The sequence below is a fragment of the Solibacillus sp. FSL H8-0538 genome, assembly GCF_038003525.1.
Classification (GTDB): Bacteria; Bacillota; Bacilli; order Bacillales_A; family Planococcaceae; genus JBBOPI01.
On sequence record NZ_JBBOPI010000001.1, the window covers coordinates 1,231,456 to 1,251,085 of the forward strand.

Here is a 19,630-nt window from a genome sequence, read left to right on the forward strand (position 1 = left end):
TAATTCGTAACGACAAATAAGTAGGAACGGAGGTGGAGTGGGTGAAAGAATCCATATTCCATCGATTATATGATGTATACCATCAGGATGTATTTAATTTCTTAATCTATTTAGTGAAAAATCGTTCTGTAGCGGAGGATTTATCGCATGAAGTTTATGTGCGTGTACTTAAAGCTTACTCTCGATTTGAAGGCAAGAGTAGCGAGAAAACCTGGTTATTTTCCATTGCGAAAAATGTAGCAATTGACCATTTTCGCAAAAATGCTGTGCAAAATCGTCATTCATTTACAGCATTTGAATGGGAAACGGAGCAACTGTATTCCCCTTTGCAAACACCAGAGCAATTTACTGAGCTGAGCGATCAACTGCGGGAGGTACTAGAAGCGCTAGAACAGTGTACGGGCGATCAAAAAATGGTGATTGTCATGCGTTATTTCCAAGAACTCTCGATTACAGAGACAGCAGAAATTTTAGGCTGGTCTGAAGGTAAAGTGAAGACGACGCAACACCGAGCGATTAAACAATTAAAAGATTTACTTATAAGCAATGAAGATAAGGAGGCGAATTCATTATGACGAACGACAAATGGAAAGATATTGATATCGAAGAGTTATTAGAGCAAGCACCAAAAATTCATGATACTCGTTCGAAAGATGATGTCCTCTCAAAATTAAAAGAAGTAAATGCATTTCATGAAGAGGAGAGCCCACAACCTATAGTTAAGAGAAAAAAGAATTCATTTGGGATTTTTATTGCTAGCGCAGCTATTATCTTTTTAACATTAATCGGTGCGTATCTTTTAAAAACACAAGAACTAGAAGAAACGCAAATTTATGACACAGCAACCACGTCGATGGACATTGAAGAATATTCGACGGAGGAAAATGCCATTAGTGGTACTGTAAATGAATCGATTGAAAATAAAGCGTCAGTCAGACAATTTTCAGTGGATGCTATAAAAACAGCTGTGTATACCGAGGATATTAAAGATGTAACGGTCTTTCCGATAGGGTTAACTGCCGGTGCTGAAAGTATTCCTATGACGTTCCTCATTCCAAATGAGCAGATTTCAGACGATTTCAACGAACAACCAACGCAACTTCAGCTTTACGAAAAGTACGCATCACGTATCAATGAGCAAGCGCTTGGATTTGATGACTATCATCCGTACACAGGGCGTTTAACAGAGTCTGGCACGACGATAACACATAGTATGCCAGATAATCATCAATACGATGTAGCGTCTGCAACGATGTATGTATATGGTGGCACGCTCCAACATACGTTTGGAAAAAATTATGGGACACTCGTGAATGTAGACGAAAGCGGCAAACCCATTACGTTTGATCAAGCAGGTGAACCGAGTGAACCGTCGCAATTAGGAGGTGACATGCTGCATTATAGCTATGCGGTATTTCAGTTGGAAGATGGTCCTAGTTATTTAGCGCCAAATAACCAAGAACTTTTTGATACGGTGACCGAAGCGCTTGAGCGTATGCCTGTTGAATATAATGACGTGTATCAATCAGCGATTATTAAGGGTGTTAAGTATGAGGTTAAAGAGCATGTTGATTTTGTAAAAATTCGATTTGTAGAACCACTCAATTTAGACGGTTATAATGCAGAGGAAGCAATGCGCATGCTTGAAGCAATATTATTAACTGCGGCTGGATTTAATCAACAAGTACGTTTTGAAAACATCATACAATCTGAGTGGGGCGGTTTTAATTTTAATGAAATGATGCCAACTCCAATCGGAGCAAATGGGATAAACATGGATTTTCTTCAAAATAATTAGAAAATAATAACAGTATTAAGCGAAAAGGCTTTACAATTCTTGTTTTTATTCTATAATAGTGATTGTAACATAATTTCATATTGATTCATCTTCGGGGCAGGGTGTAATTCCCGACCGGCGGTAATAGAGGCTACAACCTCCGACCATTTACTTGGAGGACGTTGTGAACAAGCTTCTCGAGCCCGCGAGCCGCTTTTTGCGTGCAGGATTTGGTGAAATTCCAAAGCCGACAGTATAGTCTGGATGGGAGAAGATGAAGGTACGGTCGTCATTTTTACGAAAATGTCGCATTTTTACTGTACAGTAAAAGTTTTACCTTTTGGTGAAGCTTTATTTCACGATATCATTTTTTGGTATCGTACACAGTTTATATTGCGAATAGACCCCTATTTAAGTGTGCCTATTTCTCCCTTATGCTTTTTTGCGTAAGGGTTTTTTTCGTAAAATTTGATTAGTACTGTCCTTTCTTCTTGCGAGATGCAATCAGCAAAGAGGAGAGATTTTTCGATGCAAAAACAAAATTTAAAGTTACGTTCATTCGTAACAATTGCGATGTTAAGTAGCGTGTCGTTTGTACTTATGTTATTTAACTTTCCGCTACCATGGTTTCCGGTGTTCCTACAAATCGATTTCAGCGATGTACCAGCGTTAATTGCGGCAATCACAATGGGTCCAGTTGCCGGTATTTTAGTTGAGTTAATGAAAAATGTTTTAGATTGGATTTTCTCGGGTACACCAACAGGGGTGCCAGTAGGACATATGGCAAACTTTATGACAGGTGTGTTATTCATCTTACCTGCATACTTCCTTTATAAAAAATTCGCGACGGTAACAGGCTTAACAGTAGGATTAGTTGCGGGAACAATATCGATGGCGGTTGGTATGAGTGTATTAAACTACTTTGCCTTTTTACCGATGTACTCGTACTTCCTTGGTTGGGGTTCATTCGATATGTATGAAACGATCGTGTTAGGGATTTTACCATTCAACCTTATCAAAGGGATTATGTTAATGGTCATTGCGATTTTACTATTCCGTACAATGAAAGTTTGGATTGAAAACCAACGCGCACAATATATGTCTTAAAATAATAGGAGTGTCTCAAACGTATTTGAAAAATGCGTTTGAGGCACTTTTTTTAGTGGATATTTTTGGAAGAATCATCATCTTTGTAGTGTTATACAGTATCATAATTACATTTTAATGATATTTCAGCGAACTAAATCATTTAATGATAAATAAAGGCCATGTAAAAAAAGGAGATGAAATCCATGGATATTCGGCGCGCATATGCACTACAACTAGATGAAAGAGATCCACTGCGTTCATATAGAGGGGAATTTTACCTAAGAGAAGGGATATATTATATGGACGGAAATTCTTTAGGCTTATTGTCGAAGCGAGCGGAGGCTGCGTTGCTATCGTTGCTAGATTCGTGGAAGCAGTACGGCATTGATGGATGGACTTCGGGAGCGCATCCGTGGTTTTATTTATCGGAAAAGCTAGGTCGGATGTGTGCACCACTCATAGGGGCCAAATCGGATGAAGTTATTTTGACTGGTTCAACGACGAGCAATTTGCATCAACTGCTCGCTACATTTTATAAACCGACCTCAACGCGTTCGAAAATTTTAGCGGACGAACTAAATTTCCCGACGGATTTATATGCAATCCATAGTCAGATCGAACTGCATGGGCTAAATCCAAGTGAGCATGTGAAGCTTGTGAAATCAACGGATGGTCAAACTCTTTCGGAAGAGAACATTATTGCGGCGATGACGGGGGACGTAGCGGTAGCCATTGTACCAAGTGTACTTTATCGTAGTGGTCAAGTTTTAGATATGAAGAAAATAGCGCAGGTGGCAAAGGAACGAGGGATTATTCTTGGTTTAGATTTATGTCACTCGATTGGTTCGATGCCGCATGCTCTTCATGACTGGGAAGTGGATTTTGCGTTTTGGTGTACTTACAAACATTTAAATGGTGGGCCAGGCTCTGTAGCGGGGATTTTTGTGCATGAGCAGCATTTTGGTCGAACTCCGGGACTTGCTGGTTGGTTCGGCTCAGATAAAACAAAGCAATTTGATTTAGAGGAACAGATGACACCTGCCCAAACAGCTGGTGCCTATCAAGTTGGTACACCTCATGTACTGAGCTTAGCGCCGATTTATGGCTCGCTAGAAATGTTTGCAGAAGTAGGGATTGAAGCAATTCGTAAAAAATCATTGCAACTAACTGCTTATTTCATGCAGCTGATAAAGGCTGAGCTTAATGAATTCGCATTTTTATTTGGCAATCCGCAAGATGATTCCCGTGGTGGACATATTTTTTTAGTGCATAATGAGGCTGCTCGTATTTGCAAGGCATTGAAAGAGGCTGGCGTTATTCCTGATTTTCGTGCACCGAACGGTATTCGACTTGCACCGGTCGCGCTTTATAATTCCTACACGGACGTATGGGAAACAATACAAATTTTAAAACACATTATGGCAGAAGAAACATACAAAAATTTCGAAAATAAACGAGGTGTTATCGCTTAAATCAAAGGGAGGGATTTCATGTCAAAAAAATCGATTTCAGAGCTAGAGGAAAAGTTGAAACGTGAAAAAGGGATTCACACCGACTTTAAGAACGATAGGACGTATGGTGAATATTTGGCACTTAATGAAATATTATCGAGTCAAAATCGGCTTTCCGATCATCATGACGAAATGCTTTTCATTATTATTCATCAAGTGAGTGAGCTATGGATGAAACTGATTTTACATGAAATGAAAGGTGCAATTGCAACGATTGAGCGAGGGGAAATGCAGCCGGCCTTTAAAATGCTTGCCCGCGTGTCGAAAATCCAAACGCAAATTATTCAGGCATGGGACGTTCTGGCAACGATGACACCTTCGGAATATTTGAAGTTCCGCGATGACTTAGGAAAAGCATCGGGTTTTCAGTCATACCAATATCGTCTCATTGAATTTGCGCTAGGCTATAAAACTCCGCATATTTTAAAAATCTACGAGAAAAATGCAGCATTAGTAGCTATTTTAAAAGAAGCGTATGCTGCACCGAGCATATATGATGTAACCATTGCGGCGCTAGCGAAAGCGGGTCTGTCGATTAATCCGGACTTGTTAACACGTGATTATAGTGTAACGTATGGCGGAGATGACACAGTGGCGGAGGCGTGGAAAACGGTATATTTAAATGTGGAACATTACTGGGATTTGTATCAGTTAGGGGAAAAGTTAGTTGACATAGAAGACTGGCTACAGCAGTGGCGCTTTCGCCATATGAAAACAGTAGAACGCATTATTGGCTTTAAAATCGGAACGGGTGGCTCATCTGGTGTTAATTACTTAAAGCAAGTACTTGACCATCGTTTCTTTCCGGAACTATGGGACTTACGAACAAATCTGTAAAAGTAGGTGGGGAGTTGATGAGTGAGTGGATCGATATTACACAACCATTTCGAAATGCGATGGGTACTTGGCCTGGAGATACACCATTTGCGTTTGAATTAACCTATACGAAGGCGCAAACGGGATCGGTCAATATTGGGAAATTTACGACGAGTACGCATACTGGGACCCATGCGGATGCCCCTTTTCATTTTGATGATGATGGCCCGACAATTGAACAATTAGATATAAATGTTTTTATCGGGGAAGCATTAGTCATTGACGCAACCGATGTACAAGAAATTACGCCAAAATGGTTACAATCGATTAATTTTTTTGGTGTGCACCGCATTTTGCTCAAGATGACAAAGGTTGTGAACGTGGATGATTTCCCACATGAAATTACTGTACTAAGTCCGCAACTAGGGCCTTTTCTGAAAAAAAGAGGTGTCGTGTTAGTGGGGGTAGATTGCCCATCTGTTGATGCACTGGATAATAAGGAAGTGGAAGCGCATCATGCATTGTATGAGAATGGTGTTCACATTATTGAAAACTTAATGTTACAAGATATATCATCAGGTTTATATGATTTTATTGGGCTGCCGCTGAAAATAGAAGGAGGGGACGGGGCACCGGTGAGGGCAGTACTCCGTCGTAAATAAAAGGCCGAAACATACTTTTTGATAGCTGTTTGGAAGGATTCTGACGAGTCTTTTCAAGCGGCTTTTTGTATGGTTGATTTAATACCGCCGTGCGATAAAAACGATCTAAAAAAGATATGTTATATTTCCTAACATAAAATTGATATTAGACATAACATATGGTAAAGTAATTCTTAAGAAAGGGAGGCGAAGATAATGAGTCGAGAGTTTCGAAGGGCAATGCCGTTACTCCCGATCAGCATGGTCATGCAATTAACCGACTTAACAGCAAGGCAAATTCGCTATTACGAGGAGCATGGACTAATTGAACCTGCGAGGTCTGAAGGTAATCGGCGAATGTTTTCTTTAGACGATGTAGATTCGCTACTCGAAATACGAGAGCTGCTTGATCAGGGGATTAATATGGCTGGTATTAGAAAAGTATTTGATATGAGAAAGCTAAGTAATGTAAGTAATGTAAGAAATTCTAACACATTATCAATTTCGGATGCTGAACTGAGAGTGATTTTGCGTGAAGAGATGCAACAGGCACAACGTATGCAAAAATCTTCGTTACGTCAAGGCGACTTATCGCGTTTCTTTCAATTTAAAAATGACAAAGTTTAATAAAATAGTAGGAGAGTGAATGGAATGGTAAATTCAACTAGTAAGTACATGAAGGACGATATTAAACGTATCGTGAAGGACAAAAATGTAAAGTTCATCCGTCTTCAATTTACGGATATTTTAGGTACAATAAAAAATGTTGAAATTCCATTAAGCCAGCTAGATAAAGCATTGGATAATAAAATGATGTTTGATGGTTCCTCAATTGAGGGCTTCGTTCGTATTGAAGAATCTGACATGTATTTACGCCCAGATTTAGATACATTCATGATTTTCCCTTGGACTGCTGAAAAGGGGAAAGTAGCACGCCTCATCTGTGACATCGCTCGTCCAAATGGTACCCCTTTTGAAGGAGATCCACGCTCCAACTTAAAACGTATGTTAAAACAGATGGAAGAGCTAGGCTTTACAAGCTTTAACTTAGGACCAGAGCCGGAATTCTTCTTATTTAAATTAGATGATAAAGGGAATCCAACATTAGAATTAAATGATGATGGTGGTTACTTTGACTTAGCACCAACGGATCTTGGTGAAAACTGCCGCCGAGATATCGTATTAGAGCTTGAAGAGATGGGCTTTGAAGTGGAAGCTTCTCATCATGAGGTAGCGCCAGGTCAGCATGAAATTGATTTCAAATATGCAAACGCAGTTGAGGCGTGTGACAATATTCAAACATTCAAACTTGTCGTTAAAACAATTGCGCGTAAACATGGTCTACATGCAACATTTATGCCAAAACCTTTATTCGGTGTAAACGGTTCAGGCATGCATTTTAACTTATCTTTATTTGAAGGTGAAAAAAATGCATTTTGGGATGAAGGTGCTGATTTGCAATTATCCGATACAGCCCGTCATTTTATGGCAGGTGTATTGAAACACGTGCAAGGTTTCACAGCAATAACAAATCCGATTGTCAACTCATACAAACGTTTAGTACCTGGATACGAAGCACCTTGCTACGTTGCATGGTCCGCACAAAATCGTTCACCGTTAATCCGTATTCCTGCTTCACGCGGTCTGTCAACACGTATTGAGTTACGTTCGGTGGACCCAGCTGCAAATCCGTATTTGGCAATGGCAGTTATTTTAGCAGCCGGTTTAGACGGGGTGAAAAACGCATTAACCCCACCAGCAGCAGTTGACCGTAATATTTATGTAATGAATGCGGTAGAACGTGCTGAGCATGGGATTGATAATTTACCAGCTTCATTAGATGTAGCATTAGCTACACTAGCTAAAGATCAAGTAATTGTAGATGCATTAGGTGAGCACATTTACGCCAACTTCAAGGAAGCAAAAGAAGTAGAGTTCGACATGTTCCGTACCACTGTACACCCATGGGAACGGGAGCAATATATGAAGATGTATTAATGAAAAAGCGTTGGGGCAACTAGGCTCCGACGCTTTTTCATTTTTTTCTGTCCACATGAGTATTTTAGATTGTCCACATAATGTCCACAAACTTTTAAAACTCTCCTAACTTGTCCATATAATCATCAAAACTATCAATGGTCCTCTCTGCAACTTTATTCGATATGTGTGCATAAGTATTCATTGTCGTAACAGGAGAATGATGACCTAAACGATCTGCGATAGATTTCATATCCCAATTTGCTTCAATTAACATTGCAACATGTGTATGTCGTGTAGAGTGAATTGGCAGCGATTCATGTTTGATATGTTCCATAGCTGATTTAAATGAATTCCATAAAGTAGATTTGGGAAGAGGGGAGCCATCATCACGAGCGAATACAAGGTTAAGTTCATGATTATAAAGTTCACCAACTAACATTTTTTGTTCAGTACGATATTTAATATAAGTTTTTAGCTTTAGCATATATTTTTCACGCATTTTAATCTCACGTGTAGAAGCATAACTTTTTGTATCACCTAGTAGTTCATCATCATTTTCAGGTTGAAATTCAAGTGTTTGATCAACACGCAAAATGTTTTCACGCCAAAAAATATCATCTAATCTTAGTGCAGCACATTCTCCTTTTCGCATGCCACTTTCAAATAGTGTTTCGAAAAACAGACCATACGTATAATTTCTCCGATAAATGTAAGCTAGTATTTGAGGAATTAAATCCGGTTCAATAAACTTCAACTTTTTCACGGACAATTTCTTAATGACAACATTTTCGCATGGATTTTTAGTGATATAGCCATTCAGAACAGCGCGTTTCATACATTGATTAATTGCGTTATGAACACGACGGGCTGTTGTTCGTGCTAAACCTTTTTCGATAATGCCATCAATGAATTTTTGATAAGTCATTGGGCGAATATCTTTTAAGTTCAAATGACCAAAAACAGGCACAGCATGATCTTCAATTGCATTACGATAAGTTTTATACGTATTTGGCTTTAACTTGTCCTTCACATAATTTTCGAGCCACAATGCGCCATAATCTTTAAAACGCATATTCCCAGCAAACTTCTCTATGCTTTTTAATTCAACCTCTTTATTAATCGCTGCATCACGTGCTTCAATTTTTGTATGGAAGCCACTCTCCGAATACTCCGTCCATTCATCATTAAATCCCTTCACACGTATTCTATAGGACCAATACTTTCCACGTTTTCGATATGACGCCATAAAATCATCTCCTTACTTAAATTTAGCTTATATGTATTTCAAAGTTTGTGGAATCGTTTCAGATATTCCGATTTAGCATACTATTTTTGTTACTTATGTATTGAAGCAGTCGTTTCAAGGCGAAATCGTATTCTACATTGAATCGCTTTTGAACCTCATAGACACCTGTTATTTCAAAATCAAATAGATTTAACTGATCTAGCATAAATGTAGGCACTGCAGCGTGATACATAAACGTATTTGCTTTGGCTTCCTGATATACCCGGAAACTTTCGGGCATTCGACGCTGGTTACCAGTATGTAATAGAACGTGAGCTAGCTCATGGCAAAATTCTTGCCATTGTTGTTGCGGTGTTAGGCGTTCATTCAAGAAAACAAATCCTTTATCGTTCATAAAAAGGGCTTGGCTAGTTTCTGGCCAATAAAATGTATCGATATGTAATCGTTCGGCTAGAGTTGAAAATCGAAGCTGCTGAGGGCTATGAATATCGATTTTCAGGTACATTTCTTTTACAAATTCCTCTGTGTGAGTCAAGTAGCATAACATCCAACCATCTCCAATAATAGAAAATAAGAACACTTGTTCTATATCAGTGTATAGCAAGCTATGTTAAAGTGGAAGTCAGAATTTTAATGATTTTTAAGATGTTGAAATATATTCTTGTTTATGTTTTCAAACCTGGTATAATTTTTTTAAGGAGTTGAACGTTTTGAAGATAATAGATCTATTTGCAGGTGCAGGCGGATTGTCTGAGGGATTTAGACAAGAAGGTTATGATATTCTTGCCCATGTAGAGATGGATAAAAGTGCATGCAACACTTTGAAAACACGTGAGGCATACTATTTTTTAAAAGAAAATAATTTGTTAGATATATATAAGAATTATCTACTAGCAAATATCACTAGAGAGGAATTATATAATAATGTCCCTCAAGAGGTATTAGATAAAGTAATTGAGGCTGAAATTAGCAATAAAACCATTCCTAATATTTTTAAACAAATTGATGATGTTTTAGAGAATGACTCTGTAGATCTAATAATCGGCGGACCACCTTGTCAAGCGTATTCTACAGCAGGTATATCAAGAGACCCTGATAGGATGAAAAATGACCCAAGAAATTATTTCTACCGATACTATATACGATTCCTAAGGAAATATCAGCCAAAAATGTTTGTTTTCGAAAATGTAAGAGGCATACTTACAGCACAAGAGGGCAAAGTGTATAAAAATATTCGTAGGAATTTAAGTAATGCCGGATATAAAATGGATTATCAAATATTAAATGCAAAAGATTTCGGAGTATCTCAAGTAAGAGAGCGAGTTATAATAATCGGTTGGAAAAAAGATATAGATTTTGAATATCCTGATTTTGATTTACAAATTGAATCACCCACAATTAAAGAACTATTTAAAGACCTACCTAAAATGAATGCTGGAGAATCTGTTAATGGGAAAGGGAAGTATGTTCTTAAAAAGAATACTTCTATTGAAGGCATCAGATTAAATGATTGGAACATACTTACTCAACATATCTCAAGGCCAAATAATGAGAATGATTTGGAGATTTACAGACTTGTTGTAGATGCTTGGAACAATGAAAAGAGATCTTTAAAATATAATGAATTACCTTCCAGGCTAATAACACATAAAAATAGCGATTCTTTTTTAGATAGATATAAAATGGTTAGAAATGAATTTCTAGCACATACAGTAGTTGCCCATATTTCGAAAGATGGGCATCATTTTATCCATCCTGATATCGAGCAAAATAGATCTTTAACTGTAAGAGAAGCAGCACGAATTCAATCGTTCCCAGATGACTTTTATTTTGAAGATTCTCGTACGGCTGCCTTTAAACAAATTGGTAATGCGGTCCCACCATTAATGGCAAAGCAAATTGCAAAAAAACTAAAAAAAGAGTTACATCAAGTTAATTTGATGTAACTATTTTCAATAAGTACTAAGTTACTATGAGGTAGGAGCTGCTTCTTTTAAAGCAGAATGGATTGTAGCTTGTGCTGAAATCATCTCAGTTTTTACTGAATTTATATCTTCCTGCATATCAATAAAATGTTTATGATATTGTTTTGCTTGGTCTATGAGTTCAGTATATGTTTTAATAAAAAGTTTGCCAGATGCCGTATGTGATTCGTACATATCTAGAGCCTCTTCATCCATATCATATCGATCGCTAATTAAATAGGTCTTCACGGAGTTAATTTGTCCTTTTCTTTTATCAAGTAAAAAAATCTCATATTTCCGTGCCTGTCGAATTTCTTTCATTGAAAGTTTTATTCCTGGTCTTTTTAACTCAATAATAATTACATCTCCATTAACATTAGAGCATAAGAAATCAATTCTTCTGTTTGACTCTACTAATTCTTCATCGGGGAAATTTTCATGAAGTATTTTTTTAAATGTTACTTCTCTATCGAAAACGGACATTCGAGGTTCTAATATCCATGGGAATTTTTCTAGGAATGGTTGGATTACTTTTGTTTCAGAAGCATTACCATTAATAAAGTCTTCGAATCTTTGAATAGTTTTTACTCTCCCTAAAGCTAGCTTAGCCATTTCATTTATCTCGATACTTTCCCAATCATTGCTTAGCTTTTCCATATTTTCAATTGTCAATTCGGTTTCATGCATCTCATGTACATACTCTTTAAAACTTTCAAATTTAAATTGTTGTTTAAAAGCATTTAATAGAGATGCAGCCTGTACAGTATCATTTTGGGATGGAAGTTTAGCTACTAATTGTTTCTCTACCTTTTTTAAAATCATTTTATCTGAAGGGGACATATCATCGTAAAAATTATTTGGCAAAAACTGTTCAATTTCAGCTTTTCTTTTAGTATCTCTCTGAACTCTCCATGATTTAGCTGCGATTTTTAATACTTCGTCTAATGCTTTTTTTAAGTATCTCAATTCTTCATTTGAATCCCATAAAATCGATTTGCGATCAGTGGAAACAATGTCATCGTCATTACTTTCATCAATAAAGTCAGCTGTAAAATATCCTGTTACATATGTATTAAAGAAATCATTAGATCTGTCATTAAAAAAAGTCTTTTCTTGAACTAACTTTTTACGCGCATATATAATAATGCCTTTATGTGATTCTTGCAGTGGAGTAGATTTTGTCAATATCTTTCCTGTAGCGCCTTTCGCTTCTAACCATTCTAAGTATGTATTGGCAGCGATTTCTTGATTAAAGTCATCTGGAAAGTTCCAACTGAATTCAAAATCGATTCTAGAATGATATGTTTCATTAGTAACTGTTACACTTTCATTAGTATTCATATTAATAATTTCCACAACAAAGCTACTATCAAATATTTGAAATCTTGATGAAAGCCCTTCGGCGAGAGTGTTAATATCTGTAATAGTTTTTTGGCGTATATTATTTAACTCGATAATAGTGCCTTTTGCGGTATTTTCTACTACATTTTTGTTTAATATTTTTGGGTGATAAGTGGCACTTGAAACATTTTTGATATCATTATAATTCATAGAAAATGAATTTTTTAAATTATCGGATATTGAGTGAATTACAATTTCCTCTGTAATACCAAAGACAGCTAGTTTCCCAAGTCCTTTTTTTCCCGTTACTTGTCTTAAATTGTTTTTAGACATCCCACTACTATCAGATAATCGTCTATTTCTTCCTATTACTAGAAATTGATCGTTTATTTCAGATAATGTCATACCATGACCATCATCCTGAACCGTAGCAGATTTATTTTCATAATCAATTAAAATACTAACTTTATTTGCTTCTGCATCATAAGCGTTTGAAACTAACTCAGCAATTACTGGAGGAAAAGTGTTATATAGCTTCACTCCTAGATGATCAATGGTTTTTAAATCAAACGTCATTTTTAATTCCAACATAACATCACCCATTCCATAATATTTATAATCAATTTTTTAATTTGTAGGTTGCACATGTGATTACTTTAATAAATACAAAACTTTTAATTTGTAAGAAAAGGACATGCCATTGCAGCATGTCCTTATTTAATTGAAAAAACTCTCTACATAAAATAATACAAAATGTCTTTAAAACCTGTGATTTATATTAATTTATGTAGTTAACGTTTTTCATTTTTAATCATTTCCCATATAGCACGTAACTTACGTAATTCTTCTTCGCTGGATTGTGGCAGCTCTTTGTACCAGACGCCGAGCTCTGGATCGTTGATGAATGCCTGGAAAGCTGCTTCTTCGTCTTGTGGCATTGATGTAGGTTCTGGGGTGTCTGTGCGGCCAAGAAGGTAGTCTGTGCTGACATCTAATACGTTTGCTAAGTTAAGCAACTCGCTATCTTTAACAGGTCTTTCATTCGATTCGATTCGATTCATAACACTAACATTTATGTTTAAACGATTTGCTAGTTCTCTTTGAGTCCAGCCTATTTTTTCTCGTAAAGAGATTATTTTCTTTCCTATGTCCATGTTATTCACCGCTTTCAGTGAGTTCTATTTTTAATATACCATGTTTCCATTTTGGAAATTAAATTATTTCTAAAATAGAAATTTTTATCTTGCGTTTCTAAAACAGCAATGATATATTCTATTCAAGGAGTTGCTAAAACAGAAATCGGAAGGGGAGGGAATAAGTGAAAGTCTTCAGCCTCGAATACGTGAAACAACGCAGACAAATCCTTAATAAAACGTTGCAAGATGTAGCTGTTTTGATGGGGATGAAGAATGCTTCAACATACATGAAATATGAAAACGGGACATATTCATTTAAAGCAGATCAATTACCGTTACTTGCAAGAATACTCGATTGTGAAATCTTGGATTTTTTTTGCTTAAAAAGTTGCTAAAATAGAAATTTTAGAAGGTAGGTGAGAGGGAAACCAGGGGATTTGAATAAAGAGCCCTCTCAGATTGCTGAGACAATTAGTGAGGTTTTAAGTGAGTTTTATAGGCTTGCGACAATTTGTCGCCTACCTTGAAAGGAGGTATATCAATGACATCCATGTTACAGATACAAATTAATGACGCTGCAGCAGAAGCAATACTTCGTGAAGAAATTCGCAAACGTGTTGACGGGTTGGTGCATAAAGCAACCTTCTGGGATATGCAGGAGCTTTGCAGGCAGGTGAGTTTAAGTGAAACGACAGTAAAAGAAACATTCTTTTATGATCCGGACTTTCCTAAATTCAGAGTCGGTAGGAAGTGGCTCATTAATGCGCGATTGGCTGAAGAGTTTTTGTATGAGTGGTCCAGTCGTCAGCCGAAGAATTAATGTGGGGGAGTGACTAGTTTAGTCACTCATTAGCTGATAGTTGAAGCGAAGATTTTGTCGAGGTATCAAGGAGAGTATTCGTTTCTTCTATTAATAAAATTTTACCACTATGTGTTTCAAGTTAAAATTCCAGTTCGGAATAAGAAAGGTGATGAATTTGGTGAATGTAAAACTAGGCGCGTTATTAAAGGCATGTCGACAAAAGAAAGGTCTATCACAGTTTGAAATGGGGGTTGATATGAACTATTCACAATCCTCCATTAGCAAATTTGAGAACGATGAAAAAGTACCGGATGCTTATACGCTGATGCAGTGGGGTCAGATAACAAACTGTCCAGAAGTGATTGTAGCATTCTTATATGGAATGGATGGTATCACGATTATCCAGCAGCTCCTACCCATTATTGGAGGCATTGCAATCTGGTTTATCTGAATTTTTAGAAAGGTGGTTTATGTATGGAAATGGGCATAAAAAAAGCAAGCACAAGATGCGCTTGCAGGTAACTGAAACTTTGGCGAGTCCCTCAGTTAATATTATGTCCTTCTATTATGAATGATTTTAAAAAACATATCAAGGGGAGGAATTTTGAATGGAAACAGTTATTCAAAAAATGCAGCAGTTTTTAAAAGATGAAAAGGAGCTGCTTGCAGATCTTGCACTGGATGTTGCAAATGCTGAGAATGACTATGAATACGCTAAATCAAAAGCGTTATACAGTGTTCAAATGGCACGCGTTAGCGGCATTAAAGATACATTGGCAATGCTTGAAGAAAGCCACCAGTAATTCATAAAGGGTGGCGACGGATTGACGTCACCCTGTAAGAAAGGGGAATAGGCATGAATTTGGAAGTTATTGAACGTGAAGGTAAACGTGTTTTAACAACAGCTCAAATCGCTCAAGCATTTGATGCGGATACAAAATCAGTTACTCGCAATTTCCAACGTAACATTGCTCACTTTGAACAAGGCAAACATTATTTTGCACTCACTGGCGAAACACTCAAGCAATTTAAGGGTGAGCGACAAAATGACGCCACCCTTAAATTCGCATCAAACTTGTATTTATGGACGGAAGAAGGCGCATTTATGCTAGCCAAATCGCTTAATTCTAAACAGGCGTGGCAAGCTTATAATCTGCTTGTTAGTCAGTACTATGCAATTACAAGAGAGTTGCAGACTGCACCGAACCAAGCGGCTTTGCCTTATGACGAAAAGAGATTCATAGCTTTAGAGAGTCGTGTCCAAGAAATTGAGCAGCGTCTAAAAGATGTTACGCTCCATTCTGGGGAACAGCGTCGATTACAACGTGCCATTGGTGAACGTGTGTATCAATTGTCCAAGCAGTCAGGAGATCGTCCAGTATTATTCCGAGCATTATATACGGCCATTAAAGAACGCTATCATGTGGGCTCTTACCGTGATGTAAAGCAGCATGAATTGCAGGATGCATTGAAATTTGTTTATGCATGGGAAGGGGGTGTCCCAGTATGAAACAAGGTCGTAAGCCGTCAGTCAACGAGAGGAACTACATAAAATCATTCCGGCTAAATCCAAGCAACTGGTTTATCAGCAAAAAGAAATCTGACGAATGGTTGATTATGCATCGTGAATTAGGCCGTACACGTACTATACCGTCACCATAATAGGGGGGAGCTAACATGAATTTACTAATTAATGAGCCACCGCTTCAGGTGTTACCGTCACTGGCTGTCAAAATCGGGCTAAATAATGCGTTGTTATTACAGCAAGTACACTACTGGCTAAGGATATCAACAAACCATCGTGATGGGTATAAGTGGACATACAAGACGCTAGAAGAATGGCATGTAGAATTTCCTTTCTGGTCAAAGCGGACTCTGGATCGTGTGATTAAAAATTTAGAAGACGAACAATTGTTAGTTGTCGGCAACTTTAATCGTATGAAAATGGATAGAACAAAATGGTACCGAATTGACTATGAAAACCTCGACAAACGTTGTAATGAAGCATTTCGCCAAAATGACGAGATGCATATGGACAAAATGACATCTTCCATTTCGTCAAATTGTCGTGATGCAAATAGTCAAAATGACGTAAACGATTTCGCCAATTTGACTACACCAATAACCAGAGAATACACAGAGAATACTACAGAGACTACAACAGATATAAAAAATGATGATGAAGATGGTAAAAAGGCTTCGCCTGTAGCACAGCAAATCCCAAAAATCGAAACGGCTTACTCGTTCTACCAGGAAAATGGATTCGGCGTATTATCTTCACACGTTAATCAAAAAATTGGCTTCTGGATGGATGACCTATCAGATGAGCTTGTAATCCACGCTATGAAGCTAGCAGTTGAAAATAATGCGCTTCGATGGAATTACGTGGAAACAATTTTGAAAGATTGGTATAACAAGCAACTCAAAACGCTAGCTGATGTAGAGGCTGATCGCTTGCGGTATGAGGCTCAAAAAAATCAAAAGCCTAAGCAACAGGGATATAAAAAAACAGGTCGTCAAGAAAATATTCCTGATTGGTTTGAGGGCCGGAATAACAAACCAGATGTTCCAGCAACGACACAAATAGCGGATGTAGATTTTGAAGCAGAGCGGCAAAAAATCTTAGACAAGCTTCGAAGGGAGGAGTAGCTGTGACGCAGGAAGAACGTGACGAGCTCGTATTCATTTGCTCCATGATGACCAACTTTACTGAGGAATGCTTACAAAACATGCCAGATGCAGAACTAGAACGAATCTATAACAAAAACATGAATGCTAGTTTGTAAGCTTAGAAGTGCTAATTTTTTTTACTCTTTTGATGTTAAATAATCACTTTTTTAAAAAGAATTAGGGGGTATGTGAATGTCTACAGCAACAGTTTTTAAAACGCCTGGACAAGATCCAGTTGTAGTAGTGGGTCCGCTAGTTGAGTTACAGGTTAATAAGTATTTAGCTGCAGGATGGACAGTTGGAATAGCTATGTATAACAAACATGGCATTCCGATTGCACCGGCTTCACACAAATTGAAACGTGCAGAAGACATTATCGTGAATTGAGGTTGAGCAAATGGGCATTGTGAATGAGTTATTTTACGATCGTCAGGAAGCGCTTGACCGACAGAAACTACTGCACAATCATCGTTGCGTAGGTTGTCCGTATCGCTTAGTAGATGGCTATTCAGAAGATTGCCATAGATGCCCGGTTAAGTACGAGCTTATTGAAATTGGACAGGTTTTGAATCAAACAGTTAAAGCGCGGGTTGAAGTATGCGAGCTTTAGAACAAAAATGCGTAGTAACCATTACGTGCAACAGGACGAGATGGTCATAGAAAGGGTGAAGGAAATGGGAAATGAAACGGATTTAATTAGAATACACACAACAAATAAATATTCTGACCAACGAATTGATTTTGGGGTATTCCCAACGGTCGATAAGCTATCTGATTCTGAAAGAGAAGAATTAGCACAGCTATTATTTTTGATGATAGGAAGATTAAAAAAGAACGAATATCCATTTTCTAAGTAATGTGCAATTTGTACAAAAAGTGAAGGAGGATTTATGTGGAGAAAACAACTTTGAAAATAGGAGAAGTTATTGAATTTATGGAGCATATCGCACCTAAGATAGGTGATTGCTTCAGTCCTAATCAAGTTCAAAGAAAGTTTAGAACTGGGTATATAAACGCTCGAAAAGCAATTAATGAGCTAGTTGAACTGGGATACCTGGAAGTAAATACAGCAGGACACATATCCTTTCGTCGAAAAAAATAATCAACTAATTTAATGCACATCTTGAATTAAATAAAGGGTAAAAAATCTTAAAGTAGTAGTAATAAATACTAATAAATTTTTAAAATAGCATGCTGAAAACTTAAGAAAGGCCACTTCCATAATGAAAGGGGCCTCTGGTAACCTAGTCTGCTTCTATGCGAATAGCATCGACTTTTTGGCAATCTACGATGAGTGTAGAACCTGGTTCTGTTTCGTTATCTTTAAAGAATGCACAGCAATTATTCCGATCAAACCTGATGAAAATGACATCTTCTAAGATCTGACCACCTGATAAGAAAACATCTACCTCAGTACCTCTTTTTAAGCGTCTTAATTGGTCACATATACAGCCGTTACAACGATTGTCACATCTACTACATGTATTTTTCGTATTACTCGTATTACTCATGTCAAGGACCTCCTTTCCGAATTTATTGTCTAACATTAATAACTTATGTTTTCGGAAGGAAAAGAGATTGTACATTTGCTCCAACTATAATCAAATTCTATATTTGAGGTCTTAAATTTAAATTTTTAATTTGAAAATTTTCTAGTTGATAGAAAAAAGAAGAGACATTCGTATAATGCACACCTCGACAAAAATGTTGAGGAAAGTAGCAGGAATAGTTTATGCCAAATAATCGATTTTATAAGCGATGGGCGGAAGCTTTTCAAATAAGCAAAGAAGTCATTATTGAACGGCAGGTTATTTTGCAATTAGCTCATGCTGAGACTGATCGTAAATATCATCGTGTTCGCTATGAGCTAGAGGAAATGAAGAAAAAACTTGCTACAACTTCACCTAATACAAACGACTATGTACTTTACCAAAAAGAAGTAACTTATTTACAGCAATGTTTAGATGGTTGGCAACAAACACTAGACCACATTGCTATTTGGCAAAAAGAATTGGATGGAAATGGAGCACGTTAGAAATAAATTGTGTAGGAAGGAGAATGAATATGACTTACACAATCGTTTGTACACGATGTGAAAAAGAAATAGGTGAATCAAAAGAGGAATCTGTAACAGCGGTATGCTTTGAATGTTATTACAAAGATAAATAAAGTGGGTTTCGATAAATTTTGTGCAGTAAGAAAGGGGAATGCAGATGGGGTTATTATACGTTTATGTTTGCGATGCTTGTGACACTGTTCATCACTGTAAAGAGGAAATTTTGTACTGCACCGAGGAAACATGTGAGGAATTATCAACGCGTGTCAGATTAAATGCTGCAGTTGAAATAGATGTCAGTTTAGAATGGGAAAACGCAACTGAATGGGGCACCGTGGAACAAACTGATACAGCAACATTACAAACAATTTACATGGGTAAAAAAAGTCTTGATGTATATTCTAAGCCTTGGGTTGATGAAGAAGGAGAGATTTATGCAGATAGACTTTGCTTAGACTCAAATCAATTTCACGAAGCTGAACACATGGGAACGTTTGAAGGTTTTCATAGCTTAACATTATGAAAATAGCAGACTGTTGTTTTTGTAAAGAACCTGTTTATGAGTGTTCCAGTTGGAATATTACAGAACGTTACGACATCC

At 37.2% G+C, this 19,630-nt stretch carries 28 protein-coding genes and 1 riboswitch; of the genes, 23 read left to right on the top strand and 5 right to left on the bottom strand.

The window, feature by feature from the left end; all coding sequences use genetic code 11:
- Positions 1-41: 41 nt before the first annotated feature.
- From MHH87_RS05665 to glnA, 8 genes are all read left to right on the top strand, one after another.
- Positions 42-575, top strand: a complete 534-nt coding sequence (locus tag MHH87_RS05665) for a sigma-70 family RNA polymerase sigma factor (protein WP_340748357.1) — start codon at positions 42-44, stop codon at positions 573-575.
- Positions 572-1,798: a hypothetical protein gene (locus MHH87_RS05670; RefSeq protein ID WP_340748358.1), complete on the top strand. Its 1,227-nt coding sequence runs from the start codon at positions 572-574 to the stop codon at positions 1,796-1,798. The genes MHH87_RS05665 and MHH87_RS05670 overlap by 4 nt, the downstream gene beginning before the upstream one ends.
- Positions 1,799-1,881: 83 nt before the next feature.
- Positions 1,882-2,057, top strand: a riboswitch (FMN riboswitch).
- Between the two features lie 248 nt (positions 2,058-2,305).
- Positions 2,306-2,884 carry an ECF transporter S component gene (locus MHH87_RS05675; RefSeq protein ID WP_340748359.1) on the top strand — a complete coding sequence of 193 codons (579 nt, stop codon included), beginning with the start codon at positions 2,306-2,308 and terminating at the stop codon, positions 2,882-2,884.
- A 185-nt stretch (positions 2,885-3,069) separates the two neighbouring features.
- A complete protein-coding gene (gene kynU, locus MHH87_RS05680) occupies positions 3,070-4,338 on the top strand; it encodes a kynureninase (RefSeq protein WP_340748360.1) in 1,269 nt (422 codons plus the stop codon).
- 18 nt (positions 4,339-4,356) lie between these two features.
- Complete coding sequence (kynA, locus tag MHH87_RS05685) at positions 4,357-5,214, top strand: tryptophan 2,3-dioxygenase (protein WP_340748361.1); 858 nt, start codon at positions 4,357-4,359, stop codon at positions 5,212-5,214.
- Between the two features lie 17 nt (positions 5,215-5,231).
- Positions 5,232-5,855, top strand: a complete 624-nt coding sequence (gene kynB, locus MHH87_RS05690; RefSeq protein ID WP_340748362.1) for an arylformamidase — start codon at positions 5,232-5,234, stop codon at positions 5,853-5,855.
- 195 nt (positions 5,856-6,050) lie between these two features.
- The gene (locus MHH87_RS05695) at positions 6,051-6,461 is read left to right on the top strand and encodes a MerR family transcriptional regulator (RefSeq protein WP_340748363.1); all 411 of its coding nucleotides are present in this window, start codon (positions 6,051-6,053) and stop codon (positions 6,459-6,461) included.
- A gap of 24 nt (positions 6,462-6,485) precedes the next feature.
- Positions 6,486-7,832, top strand: coding sequence for a type I glutamate--ammonia ligase (gene glnA / locus MHH87_RS05700; protein WP_340748364.1), 1,347 nt, complete (start codon positions 6,486-6,488; stop codon positions 7,830-7,832).
- A gap of 94 nt (positions 7,833-7,926) precedes the next feature.
- On the opposite strand, the gene MHH87_RS05705 is transcribed toward glnA, so the two are convergent.
- Positions 7,927-9,060: a tyrosine-type recombinase/integrase gene (locus tag MHH87_RS05705; RefSeq protein WP_340748365.1), complete on the bottom strand. Its 1,134-nt coding sequence runs from the start codon at positions 9,058-9,060 to the stop codon at positions 7,927-7,929.
- A gap of 58 nt (positions 9,061-9,118) precedes the next feature.
- A complete protein-coding gene (locus MHH87_RS05710; protein ID WP_340748366.1) occupies positions 9,119-9,595 on the bottom strand; it encodes an ImmA/IrrE family metallo-endopeptidase in 477 nt (158 codons plus the stop codon).
- A gap of 175 nt (positions 9,596-9,770) precedes the next feature.
- Between MHH87_RS05710 and MHH87_RS05715 the strand changes: the two genes are divergently transcribed.
- Complete coding sequence (locus tag MHH87_RS05715; RefSeq protein WP_340748367.1) at positions 9,771-11,006, top strand: DNA cytosine methyltransferase; 1,236 nt, start codon at positions 9,771-9,773, stop codon at positions 11,004-11,006.
- Between the two features lie 24 nt (positions 11,007-11,030).
- Here MHH87_RS05715 and MHH87_RS05720 read toward each other — a convergent pair whose 3' ends face one another.
- A complete protein-coding gene (locus MHH87_RS05720; protein ID WP_340748368.1) occupies positions 11,031-12,953 on the bottom strand; it encodes an ATP-binding protein in 1,923 nt (640 codons plus the stop codon).
- A gap of 203 nt (positions 12,954-13,156) precedes the next feature.
- Positions 13,157-13,519: a helix-turn-helix domain-containing protein gene (locus MHH87_RS05725; protein ID WP_340748369.1), complete on the bottom strand. Its 363-nt coding sequence runs from the start codon at positions 13,517-13,519 to the stop codon at positions 13,157-13,159.
- 188 nt (positions 13,520-13,707) lie between these two features.
- On the opposite strand from MHH87_RS05725, the gene MHH87_RS05730 reads away from it, so the two are divergent.
- The 12 genes from MHH87_RS05730 to MHH87_RS05780 all read left to right on the top strand — a co-directional run bounded on the left by MHH87_RS05730 (position 13,708) and on the right by MHH87_RS05780 (position 18,075).
- Entirely contained in the window at positions 13,708-13,896 is a 189-nt protein-coding gene (locus MHH87_RS05730) for a helix-turn-helix domain-containing protein (RefSeq protein ID WP_340750892.1), read from the top strand.
- Between the two features lie 146 nt (positions 13,897-14,042).
- Positions 14,043-14,321, top strand: a complete 279-nt coding sequence (locus MHH87_RS05735) for a group-specific protein (protein ID WP_340748370.1) — start codon at positions 14,043-14,045, stop codon at positions 14,319-14,321.
- A gap of 160 nt (positions 14,322-14,481) precedes the next feature.
- The gene (locus tag MHH87_RS05740) at positions 14,482-14,754 is read left to right on the top strand and encodes a helix-turn-helix domain-containing protein (RefSeq protein ID WP_445683080.1); all 273 of its coding nucleotides are present in this window, start codon (positions 14,482-14,484) and stop codon (positions 14,752-14,754) included.
- A gap of 157 nt (positions 14,755-14,911) precedes the next feature.
- Complete coding sequence (locus MHH87_RS05745) at positions 14,912-15,106, top strand: hypothetical protein (protein ID WP_340748371.1); 195 nt, start codon at positions 14,912-14,914, stop codon at positions 15,104-15,106.
- 53 nt (positions 15,107-15,159) lie between these two features.
- The gene (locus MHH87_RS05750) at positions 15,160-15,813 is read left to right on the top strand and encodes an ORF6N domain-containing protein (protein WP_340748372.1); all 654 of its coding nucleotides are present in this window, start codon (positions 15,160-15,162) and stop codon (positions 15,811-15,813) included.
- A complete protein-coding gene (locus MHH87_RS18865) occupies positions 15,810-15,965 on the top strand; it encodes a DUF6906 family protein (RefSeq protein WP_445683081.1) in 156 nt (51 codons plus the stop codon). The genes MHH87_RS05750 and MHH87_RS18865 overlap by 4 nt, the downstream gene beginning before the upstream one ends.
- 15 nt (positions 15,966-15,980) lie before the next feature.
- Complete coding sequence (locus MHH87_RS05755; protein ID WP_340748373.1) at positions 15,981-16,952, top strand: DnaD domain-containing protein; 972 nt, start codon at positions 15,981-15,983, stop codon at positions 16,950-16,952.
- Positions 16,953-16,954: 2 nt separating this feature from the next.
- The gene (locus tag MHH87_RS05760) at positions 16,955-17,089 is read left to right on the top strand and encodes a BH0509 family protein (protein WP_340748374.1); all 135 of its coding nucleotides are present in this window, start codon (positions 16,955-16,957) and stop codon (positions 17,087-17,089) included.
- Between the two features lie 76 nt (positions 17,090-17,165).
- Entirely contained in the window at positions 17,166-17,360 is a 195-nt protein-coding gene (locus MHH87_RS05765; protein ID WP_340748375.1) for a hypothetical protein, read from the top strand.
- Between the two features lie 10 nt (positions 17,361-17,370).
- On the top strand, positions 17,371-17,583 hold the full coding sequence (locus MHH87_RS05770) for a hypothetical protein (protein ID WP_340748376.1): 213 nt from the start codon (positions 17,371-17,373) through the stop codon (positions 17,581-17,583).
- Positions 17,584-17,647: 64 nt separating this feature from the next.
- Positions 17,648-17,830 (top strand): hypothetical protein, encoded by a 183-nt coding sequence (locus tag MHH87_RS05775; protein ID WP_340748377.1) that lies wholly within the window; start codon positions 17,648-17,650, stop codon positions 17,828-17,830.
- A 35-nt stretch (positions 17,831-17,865) separates the two neighbouring features.
- On the top strand, positions 17,866-18,075 hold the full coding sequence (locus MHH87_RS05780) for a hypothetical protein (protein ID WP_340748378.1): 210 nt from the start codon (positions 17,866-17,868) through the stop codon (positions 18,073-18,075).
- A 142-nt stretch (positions 18,076-18,217) separates the two neighbouring features.
- Here MHH87_RS05780 and MHH87_RS05785 read toward each other — a convergent pair whose 3' ends face one another.
- A complete protein-coding gene (locus MHH87_RS05785) occupies positions 18,218-18,484 on the bottom strand; it encodes a hydrolase (RefSeq protein ID WP_340748379.1) in 267 nt (88 codons plus the stop codon).
- 221 nt (positions 18,485-18,705) lie between these two features.
- Here MHH87_RS05785 and MHH87_RS05790 point away from each other — a divergent pair, with 221 nt between their 5' ends.
- Both MHH87_RS05790 and MHH87_RS05795 read left to right on the top strand, forming a co-directional pair.
- Positions 18,706-19,008, top strand: a complete 303-nt coding sequence (locus MHH87_RS05790; protein ID WP_340748380.1) for a hypothetical protein — start codon at positions 18,706-18,708, stop codon at positions 19,006-19,008.
- 178 nt (positions 19,009-19,186) lie between these two features.
- Positions 19,187-19,552: a hypothetical protein gene (locus MHH87_RS05795; protein ID WP_340748381.1), complete on the top strand. Its 366-nt coding sequence runs from the start codon at positions 19,187-19,189 to the stop codon at positions 19,550-19,552.
- Positions 19,553-19,630 lie beyond the last annotated feature (78 nt).

What these genes read in the sequence shown, in the direction of transcription:
- MHH87_RS05670 (WP_340748358.1), top strand. Translation starts at nt 572, where the DNA reads ATGACGAACGACAAATGGAAAGATATTGATATCGAAGAGTTATTAGAG.
- MHH87_RS05675 (WP_340748359.1), top strand. Translation starts at nt 2,306, where the DNA reads ATGCAAAAACAAAATTTAAAGTTACGTTCATTCGTAACAATTGCGATG.
- kynU (WP_340748360.1), top strand. Translation starts at nt 3,070, where the DNA reads ATGGATATTCGGCGCGCATATGCACTACAACTAGATGAAAGAGATCCA.
- kynA (WP_340748361.1), top strand. Translation starts at nt 4,357, where the DNA reads ATGTCAAAAAAATCGATTTCAGAGCTAGAGGAAAAGTTGAAACGTGAA.
- kynB (WP_340748362.1), top strand. Translation starts at nt 5,232, where the DNA reads ATGAGTGAGTGGATCGATATTACACAACCATTTCGAAATGCGATGGGT.
- MHH87_RS05695 (WP_340748363.1), top strand. Translation starts at nt 6,051, where the DNA reads ATGAGTCGAGAGTTTCGAAGGGCAATGCCGTTACTCCCGATCAGCATG.
- glnA (WP_340748364.1), top strand. Translation starts at nt 6,486, where the DNA reads ATGGTAAATTCAACTAGTAAGTACATGAAGGACGATATTAAACGTATC.
- MHH87_RS05705 (WP_340748365.1), bottom strand. Translation starts at nt 9,060, where the DNA reads ATGGCGTCATATCGAAAACGTGGAAAGTATTGGTCCTATAGAATACGT.
- MHH87_RS05725 (WP_340748369.1), bottom strand. Translation starts at nt 13,519, where the DNA reads ATGGACATAGGAAAGAAAATAATCTCTTTACGAGAAAAAATAGGCTGG.
- MHH87_RS05735 (WP_340748370.1), top strand. Translation starts at nt 14,043, where the DNA reads ATGACATCCATGTTACAGATACAAATTAATGACGCTGCAGCAGAAGCA.
- MHH87_RS05745 (WP_340748371.1), top strand. Translation starts at nt 14,912, where the DNA reads ATGGAAACAGTTATTCAAAAAATGCAGCAGTTTTTAAAAGATGAAAAG.
- MHH87_RS05750 (WP_340748372.1), top strand. Translation starts at nt 15,160, where the DNA reads ATGAATTTGGAAGTTATTGAACGTGAAGGTAAACGTGTTTTAACAACA.
- MHH87_RS18865 (WP_445683081.1), top strand. Translation starts at nt 15,810, where the DNA reads ATGAAACAAGGTCGTAAGCCGTCAGTCAACGAGAGGAACTACATAAAA.
- MHH87_RS05755 (WP_340748373.1), top strand. Translation starts at nt 15,981, where the DNA reads ATGAATTTACTAATTAATGAGCCACCGCTTCAGGTGTTACCGTCACTG.
- MHH87_RS05765 (WP_340748375.1), top strand. Translation starts at nt 17,166, where the DNA reads ATGTCTACAGCAACAGTTTTTAAAACGCCTGGACAAGATCCAGTTGTA.
- MHH87_RS05770 (WP_340748376.1), top strand. Translation starts at nt 17,371, where the DNA reads ATGGGCATTGTGAATGAGTTATTTTACGATCGTCAGGAAGCGCTTGAC.
- MHH87_RS05775 (WP_340748377.1), top strand. Translation starts at nt 17,648, where the DNA reads ATGGGAAATGAAACGGATTTAATTAGAATACACACAACAAATAAATAT.
- MHH87_RS05785 (WP_340748379.1), bottom strand. Translation starts at nt 18,484, where the DNA reads ATGAGTAATACGAGTAATACGAAAAATACATGTAGTAGATGTGACAAT.
- MHH87_RS05790 (WP_340748380.1), top strand. Translation starts at nt 18,706, where the DNA reads ATGCCAAATAATCGATTTTATAAGCGATGGGCGGAAGCTTTTCAAATA.
- MHH87_RS05795 (WP_340748381.1), top strand. Translation starts at nt 19,187, where the DNA reads ATGGGGTTATTATACGTTTATGTTTGCGATGCTTGTGACACTGTTCAT.